Below are 19,100 nucleotides of genomic sequence, written 5' to 3'. Positions count from 1 at the left end.
CGCAGAGATGCCGGCTTCCACGCATATTTCTCTCAGCGAACTGCAGGCGCTTATCAAGCGCGGGATCGACAACGCCCATCCGCTGCCGTACTGGGTGACAGCGGAGATCAGCGAACTGAAGGTGAACTATTCCGGCCACTGTTACATCGAACTGGTCGAAAAAGGCGGGGCGAACCATGTGCCCAAAGCGAAAGCGAGCGCCGTGATTTGGCGCAGCGGTTATCCGATGATCGCGTCCTATTTCCAAGGAGCGACGGGCCAGATCCTCGCAGCGGGGCTGAAGGTGCTGGTCAAGGTGGTCGTTTCGTACCACGAACTTTACGGATTGTCGCTGCAGATTACCGATATCGACCCGACCTATACGCTCGGCGACATGGAGCGCCAGCGACAGGAGACGATCCGGCGGTTGCGACAGGACGGCGTGTTCGACATGAACCGCGAGTTGCCGCTGCCTGCGGCGATTCAGCGGATTGCGGTGATCTCGTCGCGGAATGCGGCGGGTTATCAGGATTTTATGAAGGAGATTTCATCCTCTCCCTACGGATTCGAAATTACGTTGTTCGACGCTTTCATGCAGGGGGCCGAAGCCGAGGAGTCGATCGTCCGGGCATTGGGCGAGGCGGCCGACCGGGCGGACGGTTTCGATGCGCTGGTGCTGATCCGAGGGGGCGGTTCGCAGAGCGATCTGGGGTGCTTCAACAGCTATCGGCTGTGCTGTTACCTGGCGCAGTTCCCGCTGCCGGTGATCGCCGGGATCGGACATGATAAAGACCAGAGCGTGGCCGATCTGGTTGCGGCCGTTTCGTTGAAAACGCCGACTGCCGTGGCCGTGTACCTGAAAAACGGGATGGCCGAATTCGATGCCGGACTCGACGATATGAGGAAGGAACTGAAGGAGGCGGCACAGGCGTTTTTCCTGCAGCGGCGCAGCGCGTTGAGGGATGCGGCGTTCGCGCTGAACCGGATTTCGACGCAGGGGACGCAGGCGGTGCGGCTGCGGCTGGAACAGTTGCGCGGTGCGCTGCGGCATGGGGCGGCGCAAGCGATCCGCCGCCGGGAAGACCGCACGGCGGCGCTGCAGGCGCAATTGCGGCAATCGGCTCGTTTTGCCTTTTCGGACGCGAATTTCCGACTCGATAATTTGTCGGCCATGCTCAGACACCGCAGCCGGGAATACGTCGCATCCCGTACGAAAGCGTTATCTTTGCTGGGCGACCTGGCGGCTACGCGCGATCCGGACCGGATTCTCGACATGGGGTTTGCCGTCGTGCGCAGCGGCGGGAATATCGTGACCGATCCGGTCGGCTTGCAGGCGGGCGATTCGGTAGAGATCGTGATGAAACGCCGGACGATAGAAGCAGAAATCAAAAAAATCAAATAGATGGAAAAATCGAAAATTACATATGCGCAGGCGATCGCCGAAGTGGAGCAGATCCTCGAGCGGTTTAACAATGAGCAGATGAACGTCGACGAACTGGGCGCTCAGGTCAAACGGGCCGCCGAGCTGATCCGGTTGTGCAAGGAACGGCTGCGAAAAGCCGAAAAAGAGGTCGACGAGGCCCTGAAAGAGGAGGAATAGCCCGATGAAGCAATTGATCCGATTCGTATTGCGGCATGTGCCGCGCCGTTATATCCAGCGGGTGGTGCACCTGTGCACGCCGCTTGTGGGGTTATTTTACGCCGGGAGCCGGGTGCAGTGCCCGGTGTGCGGCAACCGTTACCGGAAATTCATGCCCTACGGATACGTCAATTCGCGTGAAAATGCGTTGTGTCCGCATTGCCTGGCGCTCGAGCGGCACCGACTGATGTGGCTGTACCTGCAAAACGAAACCGACTTTTTCGAAGCGCCCGCGCGGGTGTTGCATATCGCTCCGGAGTATTGCTTCCTGAAGCGGTTCGGTCGGCTGCCGCAGTTGGATTACGTGACCGCCGATCTGGAGTCGCCGTTGGCGAAGGTTAAGATGGATGTGCAGCGAATCCCGTTTCCGGACGGGGAGTTCGACGTGATCTTCTGCAACCACATTTTGGAGCACGTCGACGACGACCGGCAGGCGATGCGGGAACTTTTCCGCGTGATGCGTCCGGGAGGCTGGGGGATCATGTTGTCGCCGGTCAATCCCGACCGCGAGACGACTTACGAAGATCCGTCGATCACCGATCCCGTGCAGCGTGAACTCCATTTCGGACAAAAAGATCACCTGCGCGATTACGGCAGGGATTACGGCGAGCGCTTGGCCGAAGCCGGGTTCGATGTCGAAGAGATCGACTACATCCGTTTCCTCAGTCCGGAAGCGGCGGCGTTGTACGGGCTGCGTTCGGAAATGATCTACCTCGTTCGGAAGGAATAAGGTTGGTTCGGGAAAAACGAACGCCTCTCTGCCGGAATGTACGTATCCGGCCGGGAGGCGTTTTTGTATCGGGCGGCGTCTTGCGTCAATCGATCGGTTCTGCGTCGAATTTCTGGATGTCGATGCCGACCGACAGTTTTTCGATCTGCGGCAGCAACGTCGTGAAATGCTTGGTCGCTTCGTGCTCGGCGAGCACTTCGGCGTTCTGCCAGACCTCGATGATCGCCAACCGCATCGGGTCGGTGGGATGCAAGTAAAATTCGTAGGAGATGTTGCCCGATTCCTGCTGCGAGGCTGTCGTAAGCGCTTCCAGCAGGGGCAGTACCTGCGGGCGGTTTTCTTCGGAGACCGTAATGGTTACGATAATGTTGATCATGGTATTTCGTTTTAAGTTAAACGTCGTTTCCGTTTAAACCGGGGCGTTGTTGAACGCCTCGGCGATCTGGTCGGCGATTTGGTCGACCGCCTGGGCCAGCTTGCCGCCGATCATCATCTTCATCATCATGTTCAGTTGCACATGCAGTACGATGCGCATCCGGGTGTCCTGCTCGTCGACGCTGACCAACTGCACCCAGAACGTGAAATCCATCGGGGAGCCGTCTTCGCCGGTCACTTTGACCAGCTTGTGCGGCTCTTTCTCGACGATCCGCAGGCTGACGGGAAACCCCTTCGCCTTGAACGAGCAGGTATTCTCCTCCGCCGTCCAGCCTTCCACTTTGTCGGCCAGTACCGGCGTGAGGTTGTCGAAGCGCGACAGGACGCTGTAAATCATCGAAGCCGGCCGCCGGATCCGGACGTGTTTGCTTTCGTATTTCTCCATTTTCGTGCCGCTTATTTTTTCCAGTTCGCCGGGTCGCGGCGCCACTCCTTCAGGGTCTGCAATTCGTCTTCGTGGACGTAGCCCTGGTTGACAGCCAGTTCGATCATCGTTTTGTAGTTGCTCAGCGTGTCGAGCTTCACGTCCGCTCCGGCGAAATTTTCTTCGGCGGTCGGAAAACCGTAGGTGAAGATCGCGACCATGCCCAGCACGTCGCATCCCCCCTCGCGCAGCGCTTCGACGGCGCTCAGGCTGCTGCCGCCGGTGGAGACCAGGTCTTCGACCACGACCACTTTGGCTCCCGGCCAGTATTCGCCCTCGACCTGGTTGGTCAGCCCGTGCGATTTCGGCGAGCTGCGGACGTAGATAAACGGCTTGCCCATTTTTTCGGCGACCAGTACGCCGTGCGCGATAGCTCCGGTGGCTACGCCGGCGATGATGTCCGCGTCGGGATATTTTTCGGAGATGATCTTCACGAATCCTTCGTAGATTTCCTTCCGGACGGCCGGATAGGAGAGGATCTTGCGGTTATCGCAGTAGATGGGCGAGTACCAGCCCGACGCCCAGGTGAAATGATTTGTCGGATTTAATTTAATTGCCTTAATTTGTAACAGACTTTCAGCGACTTTTTTGTCTAAATCACACATTATTACCATGTATAAAGTTTATATTGAAAACAGTGCCCTGCTGTTCGCGCAGCAGCTTCCGGCCGATCCGCAGGGCGAAGTATTCCGGGTGGCTCCCGGCGAAACGCCCGCTATTACAAAGTTCTTGCAAAAACTTCAATTTACCAAAAAGTTATACGTAATATCCGAAAATATTGAGCGTATTTTCGACGAATTCCGGGCATCGCTGCCTTTTATCGAGGCGGCCGGCGGTTTGGTGGTCGACGATGCGGCGAAAGTGCTGATGATTTTCCGCAACGGCCGCTGGGATTTGCCGAAGGGAAAACTCGAACCGGGCGAACGGATCGAAGACTGTGCCGTGCGGGAAGTCAGCGAGGAGTGCGGTCTACGGATCGAAGAACTGCAACGGAAAGAGCCGATCACGCACACGTTCCACTGTTACCGGATTCGGGAGCAGTGGGTGCTGAAACGGACGGCTTGGTATCACATGCGCTACGTCGGAGGGCAACGACCGCAGCCGCAGACGGTCGAAGGGATTACCCGGGCCGAATGGATCGCGCCCGAACGGGTGCCCGAACTGCTGAGCGGCACCTATTATACGATCGGCGACGTTTTTCGGGAAGCCGGTTATCCGGTGCGGTAGGGCTGCCGGATACTAAACGTTCGAACGATGAAAAGAGGTTTGTTCTTTGTACTGAAAGCCGTATGCTGCGTATGGATGGTTTTGCCGTACGGCTGTTCTTTCCGAAAAAACGATGATAAGATGAGTGCTGACCATGTACTGACCGACGCCGAACGATCGGCGGGGATACTGACGCCCGAGGTAATGTGGAAAATAAAGAGGGTCGGCAGCGCCGCCCTTTCGCCCGACGGCCGTACCGTGCTTTATACGGTTACGACCTACGACATGAAAGAGAACAAGGGAGTGACCAACATCCGTTCGGCGCCGGTATCCGGGGGCAAATGGATCCGGGTCACCGATCCCGGCAGCAACGAGTCGTCGCCTCAGTGGAGCGCAGACGGACGTACGATCTATTTTATTTCCGACCACGGAGGCAGCGACCAGGTTTGGTGTGCGGCTCCGGACGGGAACAACCGTCGTCAGGTGACCGACATCCCCGGCGGCGTCGAGGGCTTTTCGGTCGCTCCGTCGGAGAACCGGCTGATGTACGTCGCCCGGGTGCCGGTCGAAAAGCGCAGTTCGCCGGAAATTTATCCCGATCTGGACCGTTCGAAGGCGAAGATTTACGACGACCTGATGGAGCGCCACTGGAATTATTGGGACGACGGGAGCTACCGTCATATTTTCATCGCTCCGCTGACGGGCGGCGCGAAAGTGACCGGAGGGACGGATATTATGCCGGGCGAGCCGTGGGATGCCCCGACGGCGCCCTATTTCGATATTTCGGAAATCGCGTGGAACCGCGCCGGAACCCAATTGGCCTATACCTGTAAGAAGCTGACCGGGAAAGCGTATGCGCTCAGCACCGATTCGGACGTGTACCTTTACGACCTTGCGTCCGGGCAGACGCGCAACCTGACCGAAGGGATGCCCGGGTACGACAAATATCCGGTTTTCTCGCCGGACGATTCGATGTTGGCGTTCACCAGTATGGAGCGGGCCGGGAACGAGTCGGACAAGAGCCGACTGTTCGTCGAAACGCTGGCTACCGGCGAAAAACGCTACCTGACCCGGAACTTCGATTACAATGCGGGAAACGTGCGTTGGGACGGGAACGGGACGTTGTATTTCATTGCGCCTGTGCGGGGAACCTATCAGGTGTGCCGGGTCGACCTGGCGGACGATTCGGTGCGCGTGCTGACCGCAGGGGCGCACGATGTCAATGCGATTACGCTGAACGGGGGCGAACTGGTCGGCGAAGTGACTTCGCTGTCCGCTCCGACCGAACTTTTCAGGATCGATCCGGCGGACGGAACGATGACCCGGATCACGAATACCAATCCGGAAATCTACGATCATATCCGGATGGGGGAGGTGCGCGAATGTTGGATACGGACTACCGACGGCCGGCAAATGTTGACGTGGGTCGTGCTGCCGCCGGATTTCGATTCGACCGAACGCTATCCGGCGCTGCTGTACTGTCAGGGAGGACCGCAAAGCGTCGTAAGCCAGTTCTGGAGTTACCGTTGGAATTTGCAGTTGATGGCAGCGCAGGGATACGTGGTCGTCGCACCGAACCGGCGCGGCGTGCCTTCGTTCGGACAGCAGTGGCTGGATCAGATTTCGGGCGATTACAGCGGGCAGAATATACGCGATTACCTGAGCGCGATCGACGATGTGGCCGCGGAACCGTGGGTGGACGGCGGCCGGTTGGGCTGCGTCGGGGCGAGCTACGGCGGATATTCGGTGTTTTTTCTGGCCGGGCATCATCAAAAACGCTTCAAAGCTTTTATAGCCCATTGCGGGATGTTCAATCTGGAGAGCATGTACGGGGCGACCGAGGAACTATGGTTTCCGAACAACGATCTGGGCGGTCCGTACTGGAGCGACGACACGACGGCGCAGCGGTCGTATGCCAATTCGCCCCATAAGTTCGTGAAAAATTGGGATACTCCGATTCTGATTTTTTCGGGTCAGGGCGATTTTCGGATTCCGTATACCGAGAGCTTGCAGGCCTTTACGGCGGCCCGGCTGATGGGGGTGCCGAGCCGGTTGGTGTCGTTCGAAGACGAGGCCCACCAGATTTTCAAACCGCAGAATTCTTTGGTTTGGAACCGGGAGTTTTTCGGATGGCTCGATAAATATTTGAAGCATACGGAGACCGATTCGGCGCAGTCCCCCGATTCGTCGAAAAGATAACCCGGAACAGGATTTTTCTCCGGATAATACGGAGAAAGCGAAAAACAAGCGGGGCGGACTTCGAAGTCCGCCCCGCTCGGGTTATAGGATCGGATGTCCGATTCCCGGTTCCGTTAGAAGAATTTCACACGGTTGTCGGTGATCTTGCTCTGTTCGGTCAACGCCTGGTTGACGCGCTCCATAATATAGGCCTGCGCGCTCGCTTCGAGGCGTACCTTTTCGCTTTCCGGGGTTACGTTGTCCACTTTGGCTCTCGAAGTTACGTCGAACAGGAAGACGCCTTTCTGTCCGGCAACGGGTTTCGACAGCGTATTTTCCTTCGCTCCGGTAACGGCTCCGATCAACTTCGGTTCTACGCCGACGCTTTCGATGTAGAACGAGTTGAAGTCGATGTTAGCCGCTTCTTTGACTTCCAGGTTCAGTTTGGATGCCACTTCGGCCAGCGAGCTTCCGGTCATCTCCTGAGCCAGGATTTCGCCTTTTTTCTGTTCGCGCAGGATCGAAACGATCTGCGGAGATACGGTTTCGAGCGGTGCGATTCCGTCTTCCGAAACGCCGGTGATGGCGGCGATTACGTAATTGCCGTCCACTTCCATGATGGCGGATACGTCGCCTTTGTTTCCGTTATAGGCCCAGCGGACGATTTCACGCGAATTGTTGATGCCGCTGACGTTGCGGTCGGTATTTTTGATCCGTACGACCCGTTTCGACAGCGAATTGTCCGTAGCCGCTTTTTCGAAGTTTTCGTACGATCCGGCCGCTTCGCTGATGAATTTGCTGGCGTTGGCGTAGATGGTTTGCTGGGTCGTTTCGCTCGGTTCGATTTTATAGGTGATCGTGGCCAACTGCACTTTTTTCTTCGGTTCGCTCTTGTAGGTTACCTGTCCGACATGGATACCGAACTGCGTCTGGACGGTGAAATAGTCGCCCTTGTTCGTTTCCAGGACGGCTTCGCTGAATTCCGGAACCATCTGTTCGGGCTGGAAGACGCCCAGGTCGCCGTCTTTCGCTTTCGCTCCGGGGTCCTGCGAATAGGTCGCCGAAAGTTCTGCGAAGGAGGCGCCGCCTTTCAACGCGTTCAGAATGCTGTCCGCAGTGGCCTTCTGGTCGGCTCCGATCAGGATGTGACGCGCTCCGACCGAGTCCGGCAGCATTTTGGAATCGGCCACGCGGGCCATCGTGTACATGTCTCCTTCTTTGGTCGGGCCGTACATTCCGTTGCTGTTCGCTCCGAAGGCGAACGCGGCCAGTTCGGCGGGCAACTGATCTTCCGTGAAATACCGTTTTTCGGTCGGGTTCTGGGAGTTCAGCGTGGCGTATTGCAGCGGGGTTTCGCTGACGGCGAATTCCGCGGCGATCTCGTTGATGTGCTTTTCGGCATCGACGTAATCGCTGTCCGAAGGCAATACGTCGAACAGTACGTATTCGATGTCGCGCGAGGCCGTCTGACGGAAAATATTCTTATGAGCGTCGTAATATTTTTTGACTTCGGCTTGCGAGATGTCGATCGTCGAATCGGCGACCTGCGAATAGTCCTTGACGATGTACGAAATGGCGCTGGTTATGTCGGAATTGGCGACGCCCTGTTCCACTTCGAGATCCGTAACGTACATTCCCTTGGCGACCAGCGTGATGTATTTGGACAGGTAACGCTGCTGAATCATCTGGTCTTTGATGAAGTTCCAAACCAGCGCCGCGGTGGGATCTTTGTCTATCTGGGTCACGAAATTGCGCACGATCGCCGGGTCGAAGGTTCCTGTGTTGGGATTCGTGAAAGTGGTGCGGATCACCGGCGAGATGAACGAACCGTCCACCATGTCGATCTGCTCGTTCTCGCTGACCTGAAGTCCCGATTGTTCGAAGCCGGGCTCCCAGGCGTACTGCATGATCAGCGCCTGCCATACTTGGTTTTTCACATTCTCCTGCTGCTCGGCCGAAAGGCTCTGCGATCCGTACATGGTCTCCAGGGCTTTCGTATAAACGTCGACCTTATCGGCGAATTCGGCGTAACCGATTTTCTCGCCGTTGATCGTGCCGACTTTCATTTTGCGATCGTTCATCAGCTTGGCTCCCGTGTTCCCGAAATCGCCCAACAGAAAAGAGAGCAGAGCGATTCCGATCACCACGGACACGATAATTCCGCCCCGGGTCCTTAATGTGTTTAATGTTGCCATATTAGAGATTTAGTTTTTGTTTACTGCGTTTGAAACATATAACAGGTTCCAAAGGTAATAAAATTCTTTTTTGTAATAACAAAACGGAGTTAAGATTCTCCATTTTTCTCCCCGCTGCGTCCGGTTCGGGCCCGTTTTGCGGTCTTTTCAGAGGATCGTGACGCGTACCAGTTCGATTTTAGAGGCGTTTACGCGCAGGATTTTGAGCCGTTTGTTGTCTGCCAGGATGGTTTCGCCGACTCCGGGTATGCCCTGGTACTTCGAAATTACATAGCCTGCCAGCGTGTCGTAGTCGTCGCTTTCGGGGAAGTCGAGCCGGTATTTTTCGTTGATGGCTTCGATCTCGAGCCGGCCCGAAAACAGGAACTCCGTGTCGCTCATCTTTTTCTCCACCAGATCCTGCGAGTCGTGTTCGTCTTCGATCTCTCCGAAGATCTCTTCGAGGATATCCTCGCTGGTCACCATGCCGGCCGTCCCTCCGAACTCGTCGATCACCACCGCCACCGAATGGTGTTTCTTGATAAAGGTGGCCAGCAGTTTCCGGGTCGGCATACTTTCCGGCACGTAATCCACCTTGTTAATGATTTCCAGGATGCTTCCGGGTTGCTGGAACAGGTTTTTGGTATGGATGAAACCGATGATGTTGTCGATACTCCCGTCGTAGACCAGCAATCGCGAAAACTGCGTTTCGACGAAACGTCTGGTCGCTTCTTCGACCGGACAGTTCTGTTCGACCGCTTCGATGTCGACGCGGGGAACCATGCAGTCGCGCACCAGCCGGTCGGAAAAGTCGAGCGCGTTTTGGAACAGGCGGATGTCTTTTTCGTTTTGCTGCTGTTCGGGGCTGTCCGAGACTTCGTCCAGCAGGTGGGCCAGATCCACTTTGTTGAACGTGTTGATCCGCTGTTCGCGGTTCAGCGACAACCCGAAGATTTTGAAGATACCCACCGCGATCAGAGTCGTCAGTTTAGCGACCGGATAGAACAGCAGGTAGAAAAAGTAGACCGGGACTGCAAAGTTTTTATAGTAGAAATTCGGGTTCAGGTGTACGACCGCCTTCGGGATGAATTCGGCCGTGAAGATGATGATCAGCGTCGATACCAGCGTTTCGATCACGTAGGACGCGCCGTTGCCGAGGATCAGTCCGCTCCGGACGAGCAACAGTTGGATCAATACGCTCATCTGCAATGAGTAGATGACCAATGCCAGGTTGTTGCCCACCAGAATCGTCGTGATGTACTGTCCCGGATATTTCGAGAACAGGCCGGCCACGTAGCCGAACGCCCGGCTTTGTTTCTTTTCGATTTCGAGTTTCAGTTTGTTCGACGACAGGAACGCGATCTCCATACCCGAAAAAAATGCGGATAGAGCCAGCGAAACGACGACGGTAATGATGACGGCAAGCATGCTGTTCGGTTGCGTTTTTCGGGAAGCGGGTAGACGATTCCGCTTTCCCGTCGCAAAGATATGAATTTTCCGGATTGATTCGTCCGGTCGGGTACGCTATTGAACGGCGGTCGGCTCCGGTTTTTACGTAAGAGCGGTTGCCGTCCGCGAAAACCGGAAAATAGGGTGGGCGTTCGGAACGGTCGGCCCCGTGCCGTTGCGGTTTACGAAACGTCTTAACGGATCCGAATGGCCGGCAACGCTTTTTGCAGCGTTTCCCGGTCGACCTCGAAATAGTGGTAGGGGTACAGGTAGGTCGGACGGATCAGCCGGGCCGTTTCGACGAACATCTGGTCGCTCATCGTGTAGGGCAGGTTTTTCGGCAGGAAGGCGATATCGACCGGACCCAGCTTTTCCATCTCCGGGATCAGTTCGGTGTCTCCAGCGATATAGATCCGCAGGTTCGCCACTTCGAGCAGATAGCCGTTTCCTTCGCCTTTAATATGGAACGGAACCCCCGGCGAACGCATGGCGATCCGGTTGTAGGCGGCTGTGGCGCGTATGCGGAATTCGTTCCAGGCGGTTTCTTCTCCGTTTTTCAGCGCTTGGCCGCGTCCGAGTTCGCGGATCGCCAACGGGCTGCCGATGATCTGCGTCGAGGGCTTCTCGATATCGGCGATCGCGAAGGAGTCCAGGTGGTCGCCGTGATGGTGGGTGATCAGGATCAGGTCGGCTTTCGGAAGCCCGCTGTAATCGGCTATGTCGCCGTAAGGATCGACGTGGATGATTTCGTCCCCGTAGCGAAACATTACCGAAGCGTGACCGATGTAGGTCACTTCGAGCGTTTTGTCGGTAGTCGGATATGTATCGGTCATAATCGTTCTTTTTGAAATTTTGTTTGACAAGCGTAAATTTACGAATAGTTTGTAATTTTGTCGCGCAAAAATTGATTTGATCCATAATGAAACCTTATCTTACAATCGGGATGCTCGTTATCTCCAATATTTTCATGACTTTCGCATGGTACGGACAGCTGCATCTGCGGGGGCAGCGTTGGTTCGACACGCTGCCCCAGTTGCTGGTGATCGTGTTCTGCTGGAGCATCGCGTTTTTCGAATACATCTTCCTGGTGCCGGCCAACCGGATCGGGTTTCAGGGGAACGGAGGGCCCTTCACGCTTTTCCAATTGAAAATTATTCAGGAGGTGGTTTCTCTCACCGTGTTCACCGTATTCGCCCTGACTTTTTTCAAAACCGAGACGTTCCGCTGGAACCATCTGATGGCTTTCGTGTGCATGGTGATGGCGGTCTATTTTATTTTTAAAAAGTAATTGCCGGAAAAGTTTTTTCTCGGAGAAAATTCGAAACCGGACGGAGCCGGGGACGGATCGGCGTTCGTATCCGGTGACAGTGAATCGTTTTGTCTTGAATCCGGTAACGAAGCGGCCCGAAATATTTCGGGCCGCTTCGTTTGTTTTTTATTTCCTCCGACCGTTCCGGCGGGAGGTCGGTGTCCGCTTCCGGACGGTACTGTCAGGCGCGGGTTTGTCCGTCTCCTTCGACGATGTATTTGTAAGAGGTCAGCTCCTGAAGCGCCATAGGGCCTCGGGCATGCAGCTTCTGCGTGCTGATCCCGATTTCGGCTCCGAGGCCGAACTGGGCGCCGTCCGTAAAGGCGGTCGATACGTTGGCGTATACGCAGGCGGCGTCGACCCGCTGTAAGAACAGCCGGATCGTCTCCGGGTTTTCCGATACGATGGCTTCGCTGTGCCGCGACGAGTAGCGCGCGATGTGTCGGATCGCCTCGTCGACCGAGCCGACCGTTTTCACCGACATGCGGTAGGAGAGGAACTCCGTCCCGAAGCTGTGTTCGTCGGCCGGTTGCAGCAGTTCCGCCGGATAGTGCCCGTTCAGGGCTTTCCATGCCTCTCCGTCGGCAAGGATAACGACGTTTTTGCCGGCCAGCGGCGCGCATAAGGCGGCCAGGTCGGCGAGCCTGTCCCGATGGAAAACGAGGCAGTCGAGCGCGTTGCATACGCTTACGCGGCGCGTTTTGGCGTTCAGTACGATGGCGGTTCCCTTTTTCAGGTCTCCGTCGCGGTCGAAATAGGTGTGGCAAATGCCCGCTCCCGTTTCGATGACCGGGACGTGCGCGTTCTGCCGGACGAAGTCGATCAGCCCTTTGCTGCCGCGCGGAATGATCAGGTCGACGTAACCCACGGCGTTTAGCAGTTCGGCGGTCGCCGCTCGGTCGGCCGGCATCAGCGTTACGCAGTTTTCGTCCAATCCCTGTTCGCGCAACACCTCCCGGATGACCCGGACGATCGCCTCGTTCGAACACCGGGCGTCGCTGCCTCCTTTCAGGATGCAGGCGTTGCCGGATTTCAGGCACAGCGAGAAAACGTCGAATCCGACGTTCGGCCGCGCTTCGTAAATCACGCCGATCACGCCGAACGGTACGCTTACTTTCGTGATCTTCATTCCGTTCGGACGGACTGTTTCGCTCAGTATTTTTCCCAGCGGCGACGGCAGCGACGCGACATTGCGGATGTCGGCGGCGATGCCCGCGATGCGTTCGCGGTTCAGCAGCAGGCGGTCGTACATCGGGTCGGACGGCTCCATCCGCGCCAGGTCCTCCCGGTTGGCTTCGAGGATTTCGTCCGTGTGCTTTTCGGCGGCGTCGGCCAGTGCGGTCAGCGTCCGGTCGATTTTCGATGCGGAAACGCAGTTCAATTCCCGCGACGCTTCGAGCGCTTTTTCAAAACAGTCTTTCAGTTGCATGGCTTTCTGTATCGTTTGTTAATCGTTTTCCTGTCAGTCGAGGTATAGGTAGTCGTAATGGACGACCGGCCTTCCTCCTTTTTGCCCCATCGTTTGGCGCGCCCTGGCGCTGCTACAGGCGACGCGCCCGACCCCGATCGGTTCGCCGTCCGGGGCGACGATGCGGACGATATCGTCCTTCTCGAACTCCCCTTCCACACGGTTTACGCCGATCGGCAGCAGGCTCGTCGCCGACGGGCCCGTCAGAGCCGTATAAGCGCATTCGTTGATGTGCAGCTCGCCTTTGGCGAATCCTTCCGAATGGGCGATCCATTTTTTGACCTGCGAGATCGTTCGCGGGGCCGGAACGAAGCGCGTCGAGACGACTTCGGATCGTTCGGCCAACAGTTGCGGCAGGATGTTGTCTCGTTTGCCGTTCGCCACGATTACCTCGATCCCTTCGTCGGCCACCTTCATCGCGATTCGGCATTTGGTCAGCATACCTCCGCGGCCGAACTGCGATTTCCCGGTGCAGATGTACTGCGCCAGGTCGTCGCGCTGCGAGCCGATCTCCCGCAGTACGCTCGATGCGGGGTCTGCCGGGTTGCCGTTGTAGATGCCGTCGATGTTGCTGAGGATAATCAGCGCCTCGACGTCCATCATCGCGGCGATCAGGCCCGACAGCTCGTCGTTGTCGGTGAACATCAGTTCCGTCAGCGAGATCGTGTCGTTCTCGTTGACGATCGGGATCACGCCGTTTTCGAGCATCACCGACATGCAGTGCTGCTGGTTCAGGTAGTGGCGCCGCGTCGAAAAGTTCTCTTTGGTCGTCAGCACCTGTCCGCAGGTGATGCCGTATTCGCGGAACAACTCGTAGTAGTGGTTGATCAGCTTCACCTGTCCGACGGCCGAAAAGAGCTGGCGGGCCGAAACGGAATCCAGTTTCCGTTGCGTCTTCAGCTCGTTGCGTCCCGATGCGACGGCCCCCGACGACACGAGAATCACCTCGACGCCTGCGCGGTGCAGCGCGGCGAGCTGGTCGGTCAGCGCCGACATCCGCGTCGTGTCGAGCGTCCCGTCCGGGCGGGTCAGCACGTTGCTGCCTACCTTTACGACAATCCGTTTGAATCTGTATGAGTTGTTCATAATCTTTGCTGTACGGTCGTTAACGGCTTTTGAGCAATCCGGCGCGGACGGCTTCGCTGAAACCGCCTTCGGCCATCGCGTCGAGTCCTTTCAGCGTCAGTCCGCCGGGCGTGGTCACCTTGTCGATCTCGGTTTGCGGCATCGTGCCGTTGGCTTGCAGCAGGGCGAGCGCGCCGCGCATCGTCTGCATGACGATCTCGCGCGACTGGGTTTCGTCGAAGCCCAGTTCGACGCCTCCTTTGATCGAGTCGCCGAGGTATTTCAGCGCGAAAGCGATTCCGCACGACGCCAGCGAAGTGCCGGCCGCCATCATCGCTTCCGATACCACTACGGTCTGTCCGAGTTCTTTGAACAGCGTGACCACGGCATTCAGCTGGCTTTCCGAAGCGCCGTCCGATGCGATGAACGTGACGCTCTCGCGCAGCGAGATCGCCGTATTCGGGATCAGCCGCAGCAACGCCGGGCGGACGTCTTTCCCGTTGTCGAGCATGGTTTTCAGTTTTTCGAAGCTGACGCCCGCCACGACCGATGCGAGACATTGCCGGTCGAAGTTGAGTTTATCCCGGAACGTGGCGGATACCTCTTCGGCCAGCCACGGTTTGACGGCCAGGATGATCAGGTCGGCTCCTTCTACGGCCGCGGCGTTATCCTGAGACGTCCGGATCGCGGAGTTCAGGCCCTTGATTCGTTCGAGCGCGGCGGCTGAAGGATCCGCTACGGTCAGATCCGATGCTTTCATCAATGTGCTGGCCGCCAGTCCTCCGGCGATGGCGCCGCCGATGTTGCCTCCTCCGATAATCGTGATTTTCATGGTTTCGATGTTTTATTTTTTTATTGAAACGTATGCTATTAACTTACAAAATTACGAAAAATCTCTGGAAAAGACGAGCAGAAAGGGAGAAAGGTACGCGAAATAATTATAAATAAAGTGTTTGCGGAAATAAAAGAGGACAAGGGGAAAAACGGGGTAACGCAAAGGAAGGCGGATTTATGAAGTAGTACGGTTTTCAAATCGTTACCCGCTGAAAGATGCTTTCTCAGTAAAACAACCTCTATTTGTGACAGCGGTGCCATAGACGAGTTCCGTTACTGTTTTGATGGCGACGGCAAGTTTCCTGTCGCTATTGTCCTTGGTTCTGACGGCATAGATGATTCTTTCGACACAGAGGAAAATCAAGTAAATTTCTACGTCCAGACTTTGGAATCCATAGTCAAAAATGGCATTGATACTGAAAAAACAACATTTTTATTTTTAAGCTTCGGCAGCAAAGACACGCCCCGCCCTTCTCAAAAAAGACGCGGCGGGAAACGGAAAATCGACGTATGTCCGAAAACTCCCCGAATTTTTTCGTTAATTTTGTACCGGACAAATTGCTCGAATCGTATGGACTTCGGATTTTTGAAAATCGCAGCCGCCACACCGGGCGTGAAGGCGGGGGATTGCAGCCATAACATCGCCCGAATCGCCGGATTGATTCGGGAAGCCGACCGGCAAGGCGTCTCCGTCGCGGCATTTCCGGAGCTCTGCATCACCGGATACACCTGCGGCGACCTGTTCGGCCAGCCTTTCCTGATCGAACAAGCCGAACGGGCTCTCGCACGGCTGCTCGCCGACACGGCCTCCTGCCGGACGGTCTGTATCGCCGGTATGCCGCTGGCTGTCGACAACCGGCTCTACAATACGGCCGTCGTATTCGGCTCCGGCATCATTTTCGGAGTCGTGCCGAAGACTTACCTGCCGAATTACGACGAATTTTACGAAGCGCGCTGGTTCGCCTCCGGCGCGGAACCCCACCGCGAAACGGTCGAACTGTGCGGACAGCAAGTTCCGTTCTCGACCGACCTGCTTTTCGAAGACGGGAAAGTCTGTTTCGGTGTCGAAATCTGCGAAGATCTGTGGGTTCCGCACCCGCCGTCCTCCCGCCTCGCAGTGGCCGGGGCCACCCTGCTGGTCAATCTGTCGGCAAGCGACGAAATGGTCGGCAAGCACGCTTATCTCCGTTCGCTGATCGCCCAGCAGTCGGCCCGCACGCTGTCGGCTTACCTGTACAGCTCGGCCGGATTCGGCGAATCTTCGACCGACGTGGTTTTCGCCGGCAACGGCCTGATCGCCGAAAACGGAATCTTTCTGAACGAATCGGAACGCTTCTCGCTCGAAGAACAACTGACCGTAGCGGAAACGGACATCGAACGGCTGCTGACCCTGCGGCGCAAAACCAATACCTTTGCATCCTACGGCAGCGGCACGCTCTGCAAACGCATCCCGGTCGCCCTGCGCGCCGACCGCGAACAGTTTCCGGTCGAACGCGGTTTCAATCCGAGCCCGTTCATCCCGGACGATCCGCAGCAAATGCAGCAGCGCTGCGAAGAAATCTTCAGCATCCAGGTCGGCGGACTGGCGCAGCGCATCCGGCATACCGGCACGCATTCGGCCGTCGTCGGTATCTCCGGCGGGCTCGATTCGACGCTCGCCCTGCTGGTAGCCGTCCGCACGTTCGACAAGTTGGGACTCCCGCGCCGCAACATTCTCGGCGTCACGATGCCCGGTTTCGGAACGACCGACCGCACCCATACCAACGCCCTGCGACTGATGGAATCGCTCGGGGTCGGCATCCGCGAAATCAGCATCCGCGAAGCCTGCGCCGTCCATTTCCGCGACATCGGGATGGACGACGCCGACCGCAGCGTCGCCTACGAAAACGCCCAGGCCCGCGAACGCACGCAGATCCTAATGGATCTGGCCAACCGCACGGGCGGACTGGTGATCGGCACCGGCGACCTTTCCGAACTGGCGCTGGGCTGGGCTACTTACAACGGCGACCACATGTCGATGTACGGAGTCAATTGCGGGGTTCCGAAAACCCTCGTTCGCCACCTGGTGCGCTGGGTGGCCGCGCATCCCGACTACGAAGTCGCCCGGGGGTGGTTGCTCGACATCGTCGACACCCCGATCAGTCCGGAACTGCTGCCTGCCGACGAAAAGGGCGAAATCGTACAAAAGACCGAAGACCTGGTCGGCCCTTACGAACTGCACGACTTTTTTCTGTACCATTTCGTCCGGTTCGGCTGCCGCCCGGCCAAACTCCATTTCATGGCCTGCCGGGCGTTCGCCGGAAAATACGACGCGAAAACCGTCAAAAAGTGGCTGACCGTATTCTTACGGCGTTTCTTCTCGCAACAGTTCAAACGATCGGCATTGCCCGACGGGCCGAAAGTGGGATCGGTCAGTCTGTCGCCCCGCGGGGACTGGCGTATGCCGAGCGACGCTTCGCCCGCCATGTGGATCCGCGAAGCGGAAAGCCTGTAAATAATGGACCAAAAAATAGCGAAAAATCATTTTTTTTATTTTCCTTTGTAACGAACGGCGCGTATAAAGCATCTTATAAAACATAACGGATCGCCATGCTCCGCAAGGAAAACGCGATCCGGGCCATGAAACCAATAACCGTAAAACGAAATACGCTATTATGAAAAAACTCATCTCGTTTTCAGCGTTGTGCCTGACGATTGTGCTGTCGGTTCAATCCGTATCGGCACAGGGAACGACTACCCTGATCATGAAGGACGGCACACAGCAAGAAGGCTACCTCCGCTCGCCGTTCTATTCGACGATCCAGTACGTTGATCTGAGCCAGAGTCCCACCGCCAAGCCCCGCCGCTATCCGATCGGAGAGATCGACCGCATCGTCATGGTCGGGCTCGACGGCGATACCGTCAATTATGTCCGGGAGATTCGCTACCGAATGTTCAAATCGAACTCTCCGGACACTAAAAAAGAGAAAGGCCGTTACCGGATGCCCGTCCTGTTTCGCGAAGATTACCGGGGCAAGGACGGCATCGCGCTGCTGACCGAATTCCGCGAAACGGAACAGACGACCGGCCTGCGCACCGCTCTGCAGAAAGAACGCTGGTGCTACGTAAAACTCAAAGACGAACCCGCCGCGCGGGTACTGTCGGTCAGCACCGCGGGAGAGAACCCCGAAAGCACGCAGAAAAACTTCGTCCGGTTCGCCAAACAGACTTTCGCCAACTATCCGGATCTGGTGCAACGAATCGAGAGCAACGAATTTTCGGTCAAGGACCCGCTCAAATTGGTAAAGGCCTACGAGGCGATCGTGACATACTGACAAGGCCTTCCTCCCTCCCGCTCCCAAACGGACGAAGAAAAGATAAGACGAAGGAATTCGTTCGGCGTTTGTAAAAATTGGCCATCTGTATAAAAACCTATCGGAAAGACGTTTCCGATAAATGCGATCATTTCATGAAACCATTGATTAAACTTACCGGCTTTGTCAAAAGTTGTCTGTTATTGTTGCCGATAACATTCCTATTTTATCCTTTCACAAAATTGATGTTATTTCTATCCTACCTAAACAAGCTGTTGGTATGGATATACGGGAATAAAAAGAAATTCGAATACCGCGAACCCGTCGCTTTCAACCGGAATTACAACAACAGATACAATCTATACAAATACATATCGGACAATTATTTAAAGGACAATTCCGAAATCGTTTATCTCGAGTTCGGAGTCGCCGGAGGCACCTCGTTCAAATGGTGGTTGAATGAGAATAAAAACGATTCTTCCCGTTTTTACGGATTCGATACTTTCGAAGGTCTTCCTGAGAATTGGGGCATGTTTTTTCGAAAAGGAGACATGCAGCATCAAGAATCACAGGTACAAGATAATCGCGTAAAGTTTGTCAAAGGATTGTTCCAGGATACTTTGGTTCCGTTTATCCAAGAAAATAGGGGTGACTTAAAATCCGCTGTCCGGAAGATCATACATATGGACGCAGACCTTTATTCTTCCACGATTTTTGTCTTAACTCAGCTTTATCCGTATCTGCAACCGGGCGATATCATTCTATTCGACGAATTTAACGTGCCTTTGCACGAATTCAAAGCCTTTAATGAGTTTACAAAGGCATTTTATATCGAACTGAAACCTTTAGGCGCGGTCAACAATTACCTCCAGGTTGCTTTTGTGGTTAAATAAAAATGCATTCGTAATTCCCAAATC

18 protein-coding genes are annotated in these 19,100 nt (G+C 56.0%); 9 read left to right on the top strand and 9 right to left on the bottom strand.

Features of this window, described 5'->3' with window-relative positions:
- The first annotated feature begins 7 nt into the window (after positions 1 to 7).
- Genes xseA through C1A08_RS04510 form a run of 3 tightly spaced genes read left to right on the top strand, consistent with a single transcriptional unit; the run spans position 8 to position 2,348 of the window.
- Positions 8 to 1,381: an exodeoxyribonuclease VII large subunit gene (xseA, locus tag C1A08_RS04520; RefSeq protein WP_101571708.1), complete on the top strand. Its 1,374-nt coding sequence runs from the start codon at positions 8 to 10 to the stop codon at positions 1,379 to 1,381.
- Complete coding sequence (xseB, locus tag C1A08_RS04515) at positions 1,382 to 1,579, top strand: exodeoxyribonuclease VII small subunit (RefSeq protein WP_055202449.1); 198 nt, start codon at positions 1,382 to 1,384, stop codon at positions 1,577 to 1,579.
- Between the two features lie 4 nt (positions 1,580 to 1,583).
- Complete coding sequence (locus C1A08_RS04510) at positions 1,584 to 2,348, top strand: class I SAM-dependent methyltransferase (protein ID WP_101571706.1); 765 nt, start codon at positions 1,584 to 1,586, stop codon at positions 2,346 to 2,348.
- An 85-nt stretch (positions 2,349 to 2,433) separates the two neighbouring features.
- On the opposite strand, the gene C1A08_RS04505 is transcribed toward C1A08_RS04510, so the two are convergent.
- The 3 genes from C1A08_RS04505 to pyrE are packed head-to-tail and all read right to left on the bottom strand — an operon-like array spanning position 2,434 to position 3,812.
- On the bottom strand, positions 2,434 to 2,724 hold the full coding sequence (locus C1A08_RS04505; RefSeq protein ID WP_055202445.1) for a putative quinol monooxygenase: 291 nt from the start codon (positions 2,722 to 2,724) through the stop codon (positions 2,434 to 2,436).
- A gap of 33 nt (positions 2,725 to 2,757) precedes the next feature.
- A complete protein-coding gene (locus tag C1A08_RS04500) occupies positions 2,758 to 3,168 on the bottom strand; it encodes a polyketide cyclase (RefSeq protein ID WP_055202443.1) in 411 nt (136 codons plus the stop codon).
- 11 nt (positions 3,169 to 3,179) lie between these two features.
- Positions 3,180 to 3,812, bottom strand: a complete 633-nt coding sequence (gene pyrE / locus C1A08_RS04495) for an orotate phosphoribosyltransferase (protein WP_055203497.1) — start codon at positions 3,810 to 3,812, stop codon at positions 3,180 to 3,182.
- A gap of 7 nt (positions 3,813 to 3,819) precedes the next feature.
- On the opposite strand from pyrE, the gene C1A08_RS04490 reads away from it, so the two are divergent.
- On the top strand, positions 3,820 to 4,434 hold the full coding sequence (locus tag C1A08_RS04490; protein ID WP_101571704.1) for an NUDIX hydrolase: 615 nt from the start codon (positions 3,820 to 3,822) through the stop codon (positions 4,432 to 4,434).
- Between the two features lie 120 nt (positions 4,435 to 4,554).
- The gene (locus tag C1A08_RS04485; RefSeq protein WP_257937044.1) at positions 4,555 to 6,612 is read left to right on the top strand and encodes a S9 family peptidase; all 2,058 of its coding nucleotides are present in this window, start codon (positions 4,555 to 4,557) and stop codon (positions 6,610 to 6,612) included.
- Between the two features lie 113 nt (positions 6,613 to 6,725).
- Here C1A08_RS04485 and C1A08_RS04480 read toward each other — a convergent pair whose 3' ends face one another.
- From C1A08_RS04480 to C1A08_RS04470, 3 genes are all read right to left on the bottom strand, one after another.
- Positions 6,726 to 8,786 (bottom strand): peptidylprolyl isomerase, encoded by a 2,061-nt coding sequence (locus C1A08_RS04480; protein WP_101571700.1) that lies wholly within the window; start codon positions 8,784 to 8,786, stop codon positions 6,726 to 6,728.
- A gap of 147 nt (positions 8,787 to 8,933) precedes the next feature.
- Entirely contained in the window at positions 8,934 to 10,193 is a 1,260-nt protein-coding gene (locus C1A08_RS04475) for a hemolysin family protein (protein WP_055203495.1), read from the bottom strand.
- A gap of 215 nt (positions 10,194 to 10,408) precedes the next feature.
- Entirely contained in the window at positions 10,409 to 11,047 is a 639-nt protein-coding gene (locus C1A08_RS04470) for an MBL fold metallo-hydrolase (RefSeq protein WP_055202434.1), read from the bottom strand.
- Between the two features lie 86 nt (positions 11,048 to 11,133).
- On the opposite strand from C1A08_RS04470, the gene C1A08_RS04465 reads away from it, so the two are divergent.
- Positions 11,134 to 11,502 (top strand): DMT family protein, encoded by a 369-nt coding sequence (locus C1A08_RS04465; RefSeq protein WP_101571698.1) that lies wholly within the window; start codon positions 11,134 to 11,136, stop codon positions 11,500 to 11,502.
- 202 nt (positions 11,503 to 11,704) lie between these two features.
- Here C1A08_RS04465 and C1A08_RS04460 read toward each other — a convergent pair whose 3' ends face one another.
- The 3 genes from C1A08_RS04460 to C1A08_RS04450 are packed head-to-tail and all read right to left on the bottom strand — an operon-like array spanning position 11,705 to position 14,888.
- On the bottom strand, positions 11,705 to 12,952 hold the full coding sequence (locus C1A08_RS04460; RefSeq protein WP_101571695.1) for a glutamate-5-semialdehyde dehydrogenase: 1,248 nt from the start codon (positions 12,950 to 12,952) through the stop codon (positions 11,705 to 11,707).
- Between the two features lie 33 nt (positions 12,953 to 12,985).
- A complete protein-coding gene (proB, locus tag C1A08_RS04455; protein WP_101571693.1) occupies positions 12,986 to 14,077 on the bottom strand; it encodes a glutamate 5-kinase in 1,092 nt (363 codons plus the stop codon).
- A 19-nt stretch (positions 14,078 to 14,096) separates the two neighbouring features.
- Entirely contained in the window at positions 14,097 to 14,888 is a 792-nt protein-coding gene (locus C1A08_RS04450; RefSeq protein ID WP_101571691.1) for a pyrroline-5-carboxylate reductase family protein, read from the bottom strand.
- A 573-nt stretch (positions 14,889 to 15,461) separates the two neighbouring features.
- On the opposite strand from C1A08_RS04450, the gene C1A08_RS04445 reads away from it, so the two are divergent.
- From C1A08_RS04445 to C1A08_RS04435, 3 genes are all read left to right on the top strand, one after another.
- Complete coding sequence (locus tag C1A08_RS04445; RefSeq protein WP_101571689.1) at positions 15,462 to 17,384, top strand: NAD(+) synthase; 1,923 nt, start codon at positions 15,462 to 15,464, stop codon at positions 17,382 to 17,384.
- Positions 17,385 to 17,544: 160 nt separating this feature from the next.
- Positions 17,545 to 18,204, top strand: coding sequence for a hypothetical protein (locus C1A08_RS04440; protein ID WP_101571687.1), 660 nt, complete (start codon positions 17,545 to 17,547; stop codon positions 18,202 to 18,204).
- A 134-nt stretch (positions 18,205 to 18,338) separates the two neighbouring features.
- Positions 18,339 to 19,076 carry a TylF/MycF/NovP-related O-methyltransferase gene (locus tag C1A08_RS04435; RefSeq protein ID WP_101571685.1) on the top strand — a complete coding sequence of 246 codons (738 nt, stop codon included), beginning with the start codon at positions 18,339 to 18,341 and terminating at the stop codon, positions 19,074 to 19,076.
- The last annotated feature ends 24 nt before the right edge of the window (positions 19,077 to 19,100 follow it).

The organism is Alistipes sp. cv1 (genome assembly GCF_900240235.1).
GTDB classification, from domain to species: Bacteria; Bacteroidota; Bacteroidia; order Bacteroidales; family Rikenellaceae; genus Alistipes_A; species Alistipes_A hominis.
Note: the sequence above shows the minus strand (reverse complement) of the source record. Positions and strands in the feature narration are given on the sequence as shown.

Excerpts from the sequence above, each read along its gene's own strand:
- xseA (WP_101571708.1), top strand. The coding sequence starts at position 8 with ATGCCGGCTTCCACGCATATTTCTCTCAGCGAACTGCAGGCGCTTATC.
- xseB (WP_055202449.1), top strand. The coding sequence starts at position 1,382 with ATGGAAAAATCGAAAATTACATATGCGCAGGCGATCGCCGAAGTGGAG.
- C1A08_RS04510 (WP_101571706.1), top strand. The coding sequence starts at position 1,584 with ATGAAGCAATTGATCCGATTCGTATTGCGGCATGTGCCGCGCCGTTAT.
- C1A08_RS04505 (WP_055202445.1), bottom strand. The coding sequence starts at position 2,724 with ATGATCAACATTATCGTAACCATTACGGTCTCCGAAGAAAACCGCCCG.
- C1A08_RS04500 (WP_055202443.1), bottom strand. The coding sequence starts at position 3,168 with ATGGAGAAATACGAAAGCAAACACGTCCGGATCCGGCGGCCGGCTTCG.
- pyrE (WP_055203497.1), bottom strand. The coding sequence starts at position 3,812 with ATGTGTGATTTAGACAAAAAAGTCGCTGAAAGTCTGTTACAAATTAAG.
- C1A08_RS04490 (WP_101571704.1), top strand. The coding sequence starts at position 3,820 with ATGTATAAAGTTTATATTGAAAACAGTGCCCTGCTGTTCGCGCAGCAG.
- C1A08_RS04485 (WP_257937044.1), top strand. The coding sequence starts at position 4,555 with ATGAGTGCTGACCATGTACTGACCGACGCCGAACGATCGGCGGGGATA.
- C1A08_RS04480 (WP_101571700.1), bottom strand. The coding sequence starts at position 8,786 with ATGGCAACATTAAACACATTAAGGACCCGGGGCGGAATTATCGTGTCC.
- C1A08_RS04475 (WP_055203495.1), bottom strand. The coding sequence starts at position 10,193 with ATGCTTGCCGTCATCATTACCGTCGTCGTTTCGCTGGCTCTATCCGCA.
- C1A08_RS04470 (WP_055202434.1), bottom strand. The coding sequence starts at position 11,047 with ATGACCGATACATATCCGACTACCGACAAAACGCTCGAAGTGACCTAC.
- C1A08_RS04465 (WP_101571698.1), top strand. The coding sequence starts at position 11,134 with ATGAAACCTTATCTTACAATCGGGATGCTCGTTATCTCCAATATTTTC.
- C1A08_RS04460 (WP_101571695.1), bottom strand. The coding sequence starts at position 12,952 with ATGCAACTGAAAGACTGTTTTGAAAAAGCGCTCGAAGCGTCGCGGGAA.
- proB (WP_101571693.1), bottom strand. The coding sequence starts at position 14,077 with ATGAACAACTCATACAGATTCAAACGGATTGTCGTAAAGGTAGGCAGC.
- C1A08_RS04450 (WP_101571691.1), bottom strand. The coding sequence starts at position 14,888 with ATGAAAATCACGATTATCGGAGGAGGCAACATCGGCGGCGCCATCGCC.
- C1A08_RS04445 (WP_101571689.1), top strand. The coding sequence starts at position 15,462 with ATGGACTTCGGATTTTTGAAAATCGCAGCCGCCACACCGGGCGTGAAG.
- C1A08_RS04440 (WP_101571687.1), top strand. The coding sequence starts at position 17,545 with ATGAAAAAACTCATCTCGTTTTCAGCGTTGTGCCTGACGATTGTGCTG.
- C1A08_RS04435 (WP_101571685.1), top strand. The coding sequence starts at position 18,339 with ATGAAACCATTGATTAAACTTACCGGCTTTGTCAAAAGTTGTCTGTTA.